Below are 11,590 nucleotides of genomic sequence, written 5' to 3' on the forward strand. Positions count from 1 at the left end.
CGACCGTGGCCCTGGTGGGGCAGAGTTCCCGCCTGGTCGCCTCGGCCATCGTCGCACTCGAGGGCTGGGCCGCCCGGGTCGAGTTCGTGGGTGACCTGAGTCCGACCGTAGGCTCGGCGGAGGCGGTGGTCCTGCGCGAGGCCGGGGATGATGCCCCAGCTGCCGCCTACGCATCCCACGGCGAACTGTCGGCCGGCGACGCGAGCACCGACGTGCATACGCTCTGGCGTGTCTTCTCCTCAGGCACGACGGGGACGCCCACCCCGACCGACCACAGTCTCGACTCGCTGACGCGGCGAATTCGCCCGGTACGCCCGGCGCGGAATCCCGGCGACCGCGAGCAGCGGCGGTGGGGTCTCCTGTTCTCTCCTACCCGGATGGCGGGCATCCAGGTCGTCCTCCAGGCGATCCACGGCGACACCCTGGTGGACGCCCACCACGCCGCCGGGCTCGACGAGCGCCTCCAGCTGTTCGCCGGAGCCGGCGTCGACGCACTGTCCGCGACTCCGACGATGTGGCGGATGATTCTGCGCAGCAGGGCCTGTGACGACCTCCGGCTGCAACAGATCACGCTGGGTGGTGAGATCGCGACACAGTCGCTGATCAATGCGTTGCGGCGGCGGTTCGATGCGCGCGTCACGCATGTCTACGCGTCCACCGAGGCCGGTGCCGCCTTCTCGGTGAGCGACGGCAGGGAAGGTTTTCCCCGGCATCTTCTCGAGCCGGCTCCCGGCCGTGTGGCACTGGAGATCCGCGACGGCGTCCTGTTCGTCCGGGCGCCGGGAAGCAGCACGGCGCAGCCGGACGGATTCGTCTGCACGGGCGACCTCGTCGAGCCTCGCGGTGACCGGGTCTACTTCGTCGGCCGGAAGTCGCAGACGGTGAACGTCGGAGGGGACAAGGTCTCGCCGGAGCGGGTCGAGGAGCTGATCCGGCGGCATCCCGCAGTACATGATGCCGTGGTGACGGCCAGGCGCAGCCCGATCACGGGCTGGATCCTGACCGCCCGGGTTGTGCCTTCGCCTCTCGGCAGTGGGCTCGACCCCGACGAACTGCAGTCGGCCCTGCGGTCATTCGTCGCCGACCATCTGCCCCGGTCGCATACTCCCGCCTCGATCACCGCGGTAACCGAGTTCTTCTTGTCGCCCACCGGAAAGGTCAGCAGAGCGTGAACGAGGCGGAATCCCGCGGCGACTGTCCGTACGCGGTAGTGACCGGAACCAGCAGTGGCCTGGGGCGGGCGGTGGCCCGGCGGCTCGGCAGCGACGGATACCGGGTGGTGGGCCTGGCCCGCCGCGAGGTCGAGCCGGAGGAGGTGGGTCCGGGCTATGTCCACGTCCGTGCCGACCTGAGTGATCTGGAGTCCTTGCCCGGCCTGGCACGCGCAATCGTGGAGGCGCACGGCGCCCCCTACGCGCTGGTGAACAACGCCGCTCGCGGCACCGACGGTCTCCTGCCGCTGGTGAAGGACAGAACCATCTGGGAAACAGTGCAACTCGACCTTGTGTCGCCGATGGTTCTGACGAAGCATCTTGTCCGCTCGATGATCTCAGCGGGCCGGGGACGCGTCGTCAACGTCTCCTCGATCGTTGCCTCGACGGGATTCCGCGGTCTGTCCGTCTACGGGGCGGCGAAAGCGGGTTTGGAGGGGTTCACCCGTTCGCTGGCCCGCGACGTAGGGCGGCGCGGCGTGACGGTCAATGCGGTGGCTCCGGGCTTCCTTGACACCGAGATGACCGGCGCCCTGGGGGCGGAGAGCCAGGCGCGCATCAAGGGGCGCAGTCCGATCGGCCGGTTCGCACGTCTCGACGAAGTGGCCGCCGCAGTGACCTACCTTCTTTCCCCGGATGCCGCCGGTGTGACCGGAACGCTGATCACCGTGGACGGCGGCTCCACCGCATGAGGCCCGGACCGGAAATGTGGACGGACAAACACGTAGGGAAGGTGGCGCAGTGCTCGAGCGGGAACGTGTAGCGGAGATCGTTCTTCGTGAAGTGGTCAAGCTGATCAAAGAGGAAGGGGGCGAGGACGGCGACGTCAGCCTGCAGAGCGGCCTGGCCGACAGCGGCTTGGACAGTCTCGCCTTCGCCGTCCTCGTTACGCGGCTCGAACAGTCGATGGGATTTGATCCCTTCCTCGCGTTGGAGGACGAGATCTTCCCCCGGACGGTGGGGGAGTTGGTGGAGGTCTACGTCGGCAATCAAATGGAGAGCGTCCCACCTCACAGGTGATGACTGCCGCTCCCCGGCAGGTTGGACGACTTCCCAAGGGCGCCCATCGGCGCGCCGTCGTCACGGGCGACGGCCGGGCTACGCGGTGTCGCCGTCGCGGAGGTGGTCCAACTCGGCGAGGTACATCGCCTGCAGGCGGTCGTGGTGCCGGACCAGCAGCCGGACCTCCTCGGCGCTGTAGCCCTCGACGAGCCGTTCCGCCCGCTCGGCGAAACGCTCGTACGGCCGCTCCAGGTCGGCGATCCGCTCCGGCCGTATGGTGACGACGACACGCCGCCGGTCTGCCGGGTCGCGCTCGGCCGTCACGTAACCGGCCTGCTGGAGCCGGCGGAGCATGCTGGTGACCGCACCGGTGGTGAGGCTGGTCCGCTCGGCGATCTGCCCCGCGGTGGCGGAGCCGATGTCCGCCAGGTAGTCCAGGCACTCCAGGTCGCTCACGGCGAGGCCCAGCCGCTCCGCGATGGCGTACCGGAACACCATGGACAGCCGCGACGTCTCCCGTCCGGCGCGCATGAGGTCGGTGATCGCGGAGGCGCGGGCCGGATCGTGGGACATGCGGGCAATCATGCCTCCGGCACGGTGACCCGGTGCAGCCGAGGTAGCACGCGGGTCAGCACCCAGTGTGGCGCGGCCGCGCCCCCGGTGAGGCGGCGCATCAGTCCGGAGGCGGTGTCGACGGCGCGGAAGGCGTAGTCCGTCATCTCGTCCTGGTAGGCGGCGATCGCCTCCTCCGCCGAGGTGGCGCCCGCCCGCGCCTCGACCAGCCGGCGGCCGAGCAGGGCGGCGTCGCGGAGCGCGGTGTTGCCGCCGTGGGCGCCGAACGGTGGCATGACGTGTACGGCGTCACCCATCATCGTGGCCCGTGGCACCGCCCACCGGTGCGGCCGTCGGCCGGTGGCGAAGAGGTTGAGCACCGTGGCGTCCAGCTCGGCGGTGTCGACCAGGCGCCGGATGAGCGGATGGAAGTCCGTACTCAATCGGTCGGCCAGTTTCCACAGCGCCAGCAGGTTCCCGCGGACGTCGGCCGGCAGTTCCTCCTGCCGGAGCAGCAGGCCCCACATGACGTAGTCGTCGCCGCTGGGCGCGTAGTTGCCCGGGGCCAGGCGTGCGAACGCCGCCTGCGGGCTCTCGCCGAACCGCATGGAGGTGAAGAAGAAGGCGCTGCCGGGCCGGTCGGCGATGGCAAGGACCCCGCTGGTACGCAGTGCGTCGGGGATGACGCTCTCGCCGTTGCGCAGCAGGGGAGAGCGGCCGTAGATCCCCGCCATCGAGGTGTTCGCCGGGTCCGCGTCCGGCATGAGCTGCGGTCGCAGGGCCGAGCCGACGCCGTCCGCGCCCACCACGACGGTTGCCGCGGCGGCCTCGCCGTCGGAGAACCGCAGTCGAAGCCCTGCCGGGCCGCCGCTCTCCACCGCGACGGCGTCCTTGCCGTAGTGGATGCGCCCGTTCAACCCGGACTGCAGGATCGACCGCAGGGTCAGCCGGTCGACCTGGCGGGTCGCGCCCGGCTCGTCCTTGAACGTGATGGTGAAGGCGTCCCGCAGCCGGCTGTTGGTGAAGCGCAGGTGACCCCCGGGCTCGTCGCCGGTGGCCAGCGCCAGGTGGTAGAGCGAGCGGGGCAGGCTCTCGCGAAGCGCCTCCAGCCCGTACCGGTCGAGAATGATCCGGTAACCCTGCCGCCGGATGAAGGGGCCCGGGTCCCGCTCGTAGACGTGCACGTCGATGCCGGCGCGCGTCAGGTACTGGGCGAGGCAGAGGCCGGAGAGGCCGGCGCCGGCGATCGCCACCGAGAAGTCCGTCGATGTGCTCATGCAATTACCTTAATCATTAAGATAATTTGGGCAAGGGTCACTGTGAACAGTTACCTTGGACAGATACTCAAGTTGGTTGTATATTCGGCTCATGGGATCGGCTTCGCGTCCCGCGCTACGGGAACCGTCGTACTTCGTCCTCGCCGCTCTGCTCGGCGGGCCGCTCCACGGCTATGCCGTGATCAAGCGGGTCAAAGAGCTGTCCGACGGGCGGGTGACCCTCGCCGCCGGATCGCTGTACTCCGTGATCGACCGGCTGCTCGGCGAGGGCCTCGTCACCGCCGACGGTGAGGAGATCGTCAACGGGCGTGCCCGTCGCTACTACCGGCTCACCGACGAGGGCTGTCTCGTACTCACCGAAGAGGCCGACCGGCTCGCCCAGGCCGCCCGGGTGGTCATGGACCGCCTGCCGCGCCGGGTCTCATCGCAGGCAAGTGTCCGTCACCCTTCTACCGCGAGGATCAGACCAGCATGAGTTCCGATGTCCTGGAGAAGCGCTACCGGATGCTGCTGCGGGCCTACCCCGCCGACTACCGCCGCGAACGCGCCGACGAGCTGATCGACACGCTGATCGGCGACGAACCCACCACCCGCCGCTGGCCCAGCGCCCGGGAGGCGGCCTCGCTCGTCCGGGGCGGCCTGCGGGTGTACGGCGGCGGCGCCGCGCCCCGGCCCACCGCCGTGCTGTTCTGGCAGGGCATCCACCTGGGCGCCATCGCGGTGCTGGCGCTGGGTGTCCTCATCGGCCTGGACGACATCGTCGAGGCGTTCCAGTTCGGCGGACTCTCGGACCCTCTGACCGTCCTGCGGAATCAGGGCATCCACGAGATCGTGCTGATCGCCGCGCTGGTGGCGCTCGTCGCGGGCCGCGCCCGTACCGCCGCCGTTCTGGCGGTGACCGCGGCGGTGGTGCCGACCGTGATCTCGCAGTACCTGTTCCTCAACGGCCTGCCGCAGTGGTGGGCGCCGGTCGTCGCCGCGCCGCTGATCGTGCTGGGGCTGCGGCGCCCGGCGGACGTGCCGCCGGCGCCCCGGGCCAACGCCGTCCTGGTCACCGCCGGCATCCTCGCCCTGCATCTCATCCCCGCGGGCGGCCTCCGCATGGCCGACGCCGGTCCGCGGATCGTCGTCGCCGTCATGGTCGTCGCCGGGATTGCCGCCTTCCTGTGGGTGGCCACGGCCGACCAGCGGCTGCTGATCGCCGTCGTCCCCACCCTCCTGCTGGGTACGCTCCACCAGTTGGACAACAGCGGGTTGACGGGGGAGTTGCTGCGCCGGCCGGACGCCCTGCCGTCCCTGGTCGTCGCGGTCCTGATGGCTGTCGTCGCGGTCGTGTCGACCCGGCAGCGGCAGCGCACCCGAGCCTGACCGGTCCACAACGGCGGCCGGCAGGGATCTGTAGCCGACTGTGGCACACGGCCACCGCACGTTCATCGGCGGTCCTCAGACCATCGATGAACGTGCGGTGGCCGTCCTCATGGCTCGCCACACCCAACGCCGAAGTCGAGCGACGCCGGAGTACTACGGCTTGCCTGTCAGTACAAGGTGCCCATCCCGGTAAGATCACCGCTTCGCTTGACTCGCTTATTCACTCCCGTGCCGAGCGTCGGGAACATCACCGGATAAGAGCTGCCCGTGTAGTGCGCCAAGCCAAAGCCGTGCCCAGCCTCATGCGTGGCAACGGAGATCAGGTCGAAACGCCCCGCAGGGACAGTCCCGGAAAGGCCGGTGAACCAGTTCGTGACCCGGTTGTTGAATGCTATGTCGACCTCTACCCTGAGGCCGGAGCCGTCGACCCACGAGTAGGTGGCTCCCAAGATGTCCGGATCAAATCCGGCCCATCCGACTACATTTCCGTTGTCCCTCGTTCCCCACGTGTAGCGGGTGGTTGACCCTCGATAGTCGGCGAAGGCGAACGTGTAGTACGTGCCGCATGCGGAAGAAGTGTCAGTTATGAATTGGAAGCCGTACTTGATGGCTTGAAGCGCGTCCGAGGCCGGCTGCGACCGGCTGTTGTAGGTCCACGGAAACACAGATTGCTGCCATACGCCGCCGCTGAAGTTGTATTCGTAGGAGCTTCCGCAGTACGCAGGCACAGCTGCGAGCCCAGATGACTGAGTCTTCGCTGCCCCGGCTGGTTCCGGGTGCTTGGCGGCTGGTTCTGCGCGTTTGGCGAGGATGCGCTTGAGAGCGCCCGCTGTGGCAGTGGATCCAAGCGCGGGCGTCTCGTCGATCTGCAACGCCAGCTGACCGTCGGTCGCCCGATAGACAGAAGCAGCGCTCGGGCCCGTCGAGCCGGGCGTCCGGAGAACCTGCACGATGGCGACCATGCCTGGCTCCGGAACTGCAACCTCGAGACCCTCGGCGACTCGGACGACGGTGTCCGAAGCCAATTGGCAAGAAGTGCCGACCGACTTGATCTCGCTTGGTGACAAGGTTGAGCTGCATGGAATCTCGGCAGCGAACGACGGCGTCGTCGGCATCAAAGCGACCGCAGGCATCAAAGCGGTTAATGCGATTACGGTGCCAACTGACCTACTACGGCCTTCTTTTCGAGCCATGGAACACCCAACCCCCGTTGAGAGACATAGTCTTAAATTCTTGGATGTCTGGACACTGTACGAGGCCGGGTTCCCTTAGTCAAGATTCAGGTCCTTCGCCCGTGCGCGACAACTGGACAGGACGAGGCAGCAGGAAGCTCCTCAGTGCGGAAATTGCGTCTGGTCGATCATGTGTCCACGCAGGAGCTTCGGCGGCACGAGCGACAGAGGGCTGTTCAGCGTGACGCTCCTGATAACCCCGTACGCGATGAGGCCGCCGCCTCCACCTGCCTTCGGGCGGACGGAGGCGGCGGCCTCTTTGGTCGTTTCCGCGCCGGCTGCCGCAGCATGCCCCGCGCGCCATCTCCGAGCGGCGGGCGGGTAGCTGGTCGACGTGGGCGGCGACGATCGCGGCCACCCGGCTCCTGCGGCGCGCCAGCTGGCGCCACCAGGTACCGGTCCGGGTCGGCGGTGCCGCCGGTTGAGCTACTGGATCACCGCAGCGCGCTGAAGAAGGCGCGCAGGTCGGCAGCGAGCAGGTCGGGCTCTTCCTGGGCGAAGAAGTGGCCGCCGACGGTGGGCTCGCGCCAGTGGGTGAGGTTGGCGTAGGTGCGTTCGGCGAACGACCGGGGCAGGCCGGCGTCCTCCACGCTGACCGTGATACCGGCGGGCACGGCGACGATCGGCAGTGGTGGGGCCAGGCGGTCGTCACGGTAGGGTCGGAAGGACGTGCCGATGCAGTTGGTCACCCAGTACAGCATCACGGTGGTCAGCAGTTCGTCGAAGCCGAACCGGCGCGAGATGTCGCCGCCGCAGTCGCTCCAGCGCTGGTACTTCTCGATGATCCATGCGGCCAGTCCGGACGGCGAGTCGCTCAGCGCGGCCGCAAGGGTGTCGGGCCGTGTCTCCTGGATGATTCCGTAGCCCCAGTCATCCTGGGCCTTCGCGTCGAGCATGGCGACGAACGCCTCCTCGGCTGGGCTGAGGTCGCCCCTGCGGTCCGCCGGCGGGAACTTGATGTGCTGCGAGAAGACCCCGATGACCCGATCTGCGTGGCGGGCGCCGAGCCACGTCGACACGCCGGACCCGATGTCGCCACCGTAGGCGCCGAAGCGGTCGTAGCCCAGACGGGTCATCAGCTCAGCCCACACGTCCGCGACAGCCGCCTCGGTCGTCGGGCCCTCGGCGAGTGGTCCGGAGAAGACGAAGCCCGGCAGGCTCGGTATGACGAGGTCGAAGTCTGCGAGCCGGGACACCAGGGGCAGCATCTCCGTGTACGTGCTGGGCCAGCCATGGGTCAGGATCAGCGCCGTGGCGTCGGGCGATGCCGAGCGGACATGAACGAAGTGGACCGGCGCGCCTCGGACCGTGGTGACGAACTGAGGGTGCCGATTGAGGGCACGCTCGACCGCACGCCAGTCGAATCCGTCGAGCCAGTACCGCACCAGATCTGCCAGGTACGCAGGGTCGGTGCCGGCGCCCCACGGCTCTCCTGGGGCGGCCGGCGCGAGCCTTGTCCGCGAGAGCCGAGCCCGCAGGTCGTCCAGGACGGCTTCGGGCACATCGATGTGGAAGGGCGTCACCTGATCATGATTCCATCGCAAGGAGTCACTCGGCAGCCGCCCGAATGGGCAGGCCGCAGACTCGATCTCCGATCCGGGCGAGACATCCCCGACACCGAGGTCCTCGTCGACGGCTACGCCTACGGCTCGTTGTCCATGACGGCCTACACCCTGGGCATGTCCTGTCCACCGGCTGCCGGCCGGGGCGGATCCCCGCAGCCACCGCCCGGGCTGCCGCCGGACGGCTCCAACATCTGCGGAAGCGCCGGCTGCTCGGTGGCACCATCGATGAAGCCGACCTGCATCAGCAGCGCGAACACGGTCAGCGCCGGGGCGGGCCGGTCCGCGAAGTCCGCTGCGTCAATTCGGTTGTGTGCCGCTGCTCGGCCTGGCAGCCTGGCTGCCTCGATCTGACGAGAGGCGGCCATGACGCGGACCTTCCTGCAGCCGGACGATCTGCGCGACCTCGTGTCGGACCAGTTCGGCTCCGACCGGCGGCTCGCTGCCCTGGACCGGCTGACGGGCGGCACCAAGAAGGGCGTCTACCGGCTTCGGCTGGACGACCGGACAACAGTGATGCTGTACGTGTGGGCCGCGGACGAGAACTACTGGCCCCCGTCACCGACCGTCCCGGACGACCCGTTCACCGATGCGTCGGGCGCGGATCTCTTCGCCGCCGGCCACGCGGCGCTCACCGCGGCAGGTGTGCGTGTCCCGCATCTGATGATGATCGACCGGGACGGCCGCTACCTCGACGCCGACGTCGCGCTCGTCGAGGACGCCGGCGCGCGACGGCTGGAGGCGGTGCTGGAACACGATCCGGCCACCGCCGCCGCCCCGCTGGCCGCGCTCGGTGACGCCCTGCGCCGGATGCACACCGCCTTCGGACCGCACTACGGCAAGGTCGCGGCCGTCGCGCGAGGTGAGGCGTCCCAGACGCGGCGCGCGGAGGACGTGATCGTCGACCGGGCGCTCGGCCACCTCGACGCGGCAGCGGCCCGCGACGCCCGGCTGGCCGACGCCCATCACCGGATCACCGCCCACGTACGCCACCTCAGGAGCGCGGTCACCCCGCGCGTGGAGTACGGGCTGGTGCACGGTGAACTCGGCCCGGATCACGTGCTCGTCACGCCGGCCGGCGAGGCCGTCATGATCGATTTCGAGGGGCTGACGTACTTCGATGTCGAATGGGATCATGCCTGGCTGCAGATGCGCTTCGGCGAGTCGTACCCGGCGCTGCGCCCGGTCGATCTCGATCCCCACCGGCTGGAGCTCTACCGATACGCGCAGACGTTGTCCTTGATCGAAGGGCCACTACGGATCGCGGACACCGACTTCCCGGACCGGAAGTGGATGCTGGACCTGGCCGAGTGGAACATCACCAAGGCGCTCGCCGCGACCTGACGGCAGCCTCAGTCGGCCGCCGGTCTACCAGGGGAGCGGGCCCTCGGCGTCGAAGTAGCCGCCGGTGGGGCCGTCGGGGCCGACCAGTGCCATCCGGACGATGATCTCGGCGCCCTGCTCGACGGTCTGGATCCCGGTGTTCCCGTTCAGGTCGGTCCTGGTGAAACCGGGCTCGACCGCGTTGATCCGCATGTTCGGGAACGCCTTCGCGTACTGCACGGTGATCATGTTGACCGCGGCCTTCGAGGCCGGGTAGGCGACACCGGGGTACGCGTACGCCGGGGTGACCGGGTCGGTGACCCGCGTCAGCGAGGCCAGCCCGCTGCTGAGATTGACGATGACCGGGGCCGCCGAGCGCTGCAGCAGCGGCAGGAACGCGCCTGTGACACGGACGGTGCCGAAGACGTTCGTCTCGAACGTCTCCCGCATCATGTCGGCGGTCACCTCCGCGGCGCCGATCACCCGGTTGCCGGTGCCCCGGCCCTCGACGCCCGCGTTGTTGATCAGGACGTCCAGCCCTCCGTCCGCCTCGACGGCTCGCGCCGCGGCCGCCACTGACGCGCCGTCGGTGACGTCGAGCTGGACGGCCCGGGCACCCAGCAGCTCGGCGGCGCGGCGCCCGCGTCCGGCGTCCCGGCTGCCGACGTAGACGGTGTGGCCGGCGGCGACGAGCCGACGGGCGGTCTCGAAGCCGAGTCCCTTGTTCGCTCCGGTGATCAATGTCGTGGTCATGGCTCCATGCTGCGGCGCGGCGGCGCGGTGACCCAGTCGTCCGGTTTTCCTGGGACTGCCGGTACCAGGCAACGCCCCAGCTCGGCGGCGCACACTGGGGGCATGGCGACGGAGTTCGGGCAGGCGGTGCGCCGCTGGCGCGACCGGGTCCAGCCCGCAGCCGCCGGGCTGCCGGCCGGCGGGCACCGGCGTACGGCCGGCCTGCGTCGGGAAGAGCTGGCGCTGCTGGCCGGGGTCTCCGTGGACTACGTCACCCGGCTCGAACAGGGCCGCGCGTCCCACCCGTCGGGGCAGGTGGTCGAAGCCCTGGCCCGGGCTCTGCGACTGTCGGCGACCGAGCGCGCCCACCTGTTCCGGCTGGCCGGACTGGCGCCGCCGGGCGCGGAGACGGTGCCCGCGCACCTCACCCCGAGCGTCCAGCGGATGCTGGACCGGCTGGCCGGTACGCCCGTCGCCGTCTACGACGCGTCCTGGACGCTGCTCGTGGCCAACGTGCCATATGCGGCGTTGATGGGGGATCCGTCCGGGTGGCGTGGTCACCAGCGCAACGCGGTCTGGCGGCATTTCCTGGGCCCGGGCACCCGGGCCCGGCACACGCCGCAGTCACTGCGAGCGTTCGAGATGGCGCTGGTCGCCGACCTGCGCGCGGCGGCGGATTGCTACCCGGCCGACCAGCGGCTCCGGCGGCTCATCGCGGAGCTGCGGGCCGGCAGCGACCGGTTTGCGAAACTGTGGAAGTCCGGCGCGGTCGGCCGCCACGAGGCCGCCCGCAAGACCATCGACCACCCGAACGTCGGCCCGCTGACGCTGGACTGCGACGTGCTCACCGTGGCGGGCAGCGACCTGCGCATCATGATCTACACGGCCGAGCCCGGCACCGAGGACGCCGACCGCCTCGCCCTGCTCACCGTGCTTGGCACCCAGGCCCTGGTCGGCTAGCCGCCACTCGCCCGGGACGCCGTGGCATCGTCAGCGCTTGGCGACGGTGAGCAGCACCGCGGCGTCCTCCAGTGCCTCCAGCGTGTGCCGTCGGTCCGGCACGATCAGCAGATCGCCGGGTGCGCCGTCCCAGGACGTCTCGCCGGCGCCGAGCCGGACCCGGCCGTGCAGCACGTGGACGGTGGCCTCGCCGGGGTTCTCGTGCTCGCCGAGCGCCTGGCCGGCGGTCAGCGCGATCATCGTCTGGCGGAGCCTGTGCTCGTGGCCGCCGTAGACGGTGGAGCTGCTGCGGCCGCTGGAGGAGGCGTGCGCGAGCTTGAGCTGTTCGCGGGCCAGTGCGGTCAGGGATGACTTCTGCACGAGGGTCACCT

At 69.7% G+C, this 11,590-nt stretch carries 14 protein-coding genes; 7 read left to right on the plus strand and 7 right to left on the minus strand.

What is annotated here, in order from left to right; all coding sequences use genetic code 11:
• Positions 1-5 precede the first annotated feature (5 nt).
• The 3 genes from PVK74_RS00130 to PVK74_RS00140 are packed head-to-tail and all read left to right on the plus strand — an operon-like array spanning position 6 to position 2,231.
• Positions 6-1,172 (plus strand): AMP-binding protein, encoded by a 1,167-nt coding sequence (locus PVK74_RS00130; RefSeq protein ID WP_274477877.1) that lies wholly within the window; start codon positions 6-8, stop codon positions 1,170-1,172.
• Positions 1,169-1,903, plus strand: coding sequence for an SDR family NAD(P)-dependent oxidoreductase (locus PVK74_RS00135; protein ID WP_069087888.1), 735 nt, complete (start codon positions 1,169-1,171; stop codon positions 1,901-1,903). Before PVK74_RS00130 ends, PVK74_RS00135 begins: the two co-directional genes overlap by 4 nt.
• 49 nt (positions 1,904-1,952) lie before the next feature.
• A complete protein-coding gene (locus tag PVK74_RS00140) occupies positions 1,953-2,231 on the plus strand; it encodes a phosphopantetheine-binding protein (protein ID WP_158559989.1) in 279 nt (92 codons plus the stop codon).
• Between the two features lie 78 nt (positions 2,232-2,309).
• Here the strand turns inward: PVK74_RS00140 and PVK74_RS00145 are convergent, their stop codons facing one another.
• Both PVK74_RS00145 and PVK74_RS00150 read right to left on the minus strand, forming a co-directional pair.
• On the minus strand, positions 2,310-2,786 hold the full coding sequence (locus PVK74_RS00145; RefSeq protein ID WP_223201167.1) for a MarR family transcriptional regulator: 477 nt from the start codon (positions 2,784-2,786) through the stop codon (positions 2,310-2,312).
• An 8-nt stretch (positions 2,787-2,794) separates the two neighbouring features.
• Positions 2,795-4,042: an FAD-dependent oxidoreductase gene (locus tag PVK74_RS00150; RefSeq protein ID WP_043325312.1), complete on the minus strand. Its 1,248-nt coding sequence runs from the start codon at positions 4,040-4,042 to the stop codon at positions 2,795-2,797.
• Positions 4,043-4,133: 91 nt separating this feature from the next.
• Between PVK74_RS00150 and PVK74_RS00155 the strand changes: the two genes are divergently transcribed.
• Together PVK74_RS00155 and PVK74_RS00160 are read left to right on the plus strand one after the other, a co-directional pair.
• A complete protein-coding gene (locus PVK74_RS00155; RefSeq protein WP_274477878.1) occupies positions 4,134-4,517 on the plus strand; it encodes a PadR family transcriptional regulator in 384 nt (127 codons plus the stop codon).
• Positions 4,514-5,410: a hypothetical protein gene (locus tag PVK74_RS00160; protein ID WP_274477879.1), complete on the plus strand. Its 897-nt coding sequence runs from the start codon at positions 4,514-4,516 to the stop codon at positions 5,408-5,410. Before PVK74_RS00155 ends, PVK74_RS00160 begins: the two co-directional genes overlap by 4 nt.
• 167 nt (positions 5,411-5,577) lie before the next feature.
• Here PVK74_RS00160 and PVK74_RS00165 read toward each other — a convergent pair whose 3' ends face one another.
• The 3 genes from PVK74_RS00165 to PVK74_RS00175 form a co-directional block, all read right to left on the minus strand.
• Positions 5,578-6,372, minus strand: a complete 795-nt coding sequence (locus PVK74_RS00165) for a matrixin family metalloprotease (RefSeq protein ID WP_274477880.1) — start codon at positions 6,370-6,372, stop codon at positions 5,578-5,580.
• A 704-nt stretch (positions 6,373-7,076) separates the two neighbouring features.
• Positions 7,077-8,165: an epoxide hydrolase family protein gene (locus PVK74_RS00170; protein ID WP_064447354.1), complete on the minus strand. Its 1,089-nt coding sequence runs from the start codon at positions 8,163-8,165 to the stop codon at positions 7,077-7,079.
• Positions 8,166-8,308: 143 nt separating this feature from the next.
• Complete coding sequence (locus PVK74_RS00175; RefSeq protein ID WP_274477881.1) at positions 8,309-8,572, minus strand: hypothetical protein; 264 nt, start codon at positions 8,570-8,572, stop codon at positions 8,309-8,311.
• Here PVK74_RS00175 and PVK74_RS00180 point away from each other — a divergent pair.
• Entirely contained in the window at positions 8,571-9,548 is a 978-nt protein-coding gene (locus PVK74_RS00180; RefSeq protein WP_274477882.1) for a protein kinase family protein, read from the plus strand. The two genes, PVK74_RS00175 and PVK74_RS00180, sit on opposite strands and share 2 nt — an antisense overlap.
• Positions 9,549-9,572: 24 nt before the next feature.
• Here PVK74_RS00180 and PVK74_RS00185 read toward each other — a convergent pair whose 3' ends face one another.
• Complete coding sequence (locus tag PVK74_RS00185) at positions 9,573-10,280, minus strand: SDR family NAD(P)-dependent oxidoreductase (RefSeq protein ID WP_104114708.1); 708 nt, start codon at positions 10,278-10,280, stop codon at positions 9,573-9,575.
• 102 nt (positions 10,281-10,382) lie between these two features.
• Here PVK74_RS00185 and PVK74_RS00190 point away from each other — a divergent pair, with 102 nt between their 5' ends.
• Positions 10,383-11,219 (plus strand): helix-turn-helix transcriptional regulator, encoded by an 837-nt coding sequence (locus tag PVK74_RS00190; protein WP_104114707.1) that lies wholly within the window; start codon positions 10,383-10,385, stop codon positions 11,217-11,219.
• Positions 11,220-11,249: 30 nt separating this feature from the next.
• Here PVK74_RS00190 and PVK74_RS00195 read toward each other — a convergent pair whose 3' ends face one another.
• Entirely contained in the window at positions 11,250-11,579 is a 330-nt protein-coding gene (locus PVK74_RS00195) for a cupin domain-containing protein (RefSeq protein WP_274477883.1), read from the minus strand.
• Positions 11,580-11,590 lie beyond the last annotated feature (11 nt).

This window comes from Micromonospora chalcea (assembly GCF_028768405.1).
Classification (GTDB): domain Bacteria; phylum Actinomycetota; class Actinomycetes; order Mycobacteriales; family Micromonosporaceae; genus Micromonospora; species Micromonospora chalcea.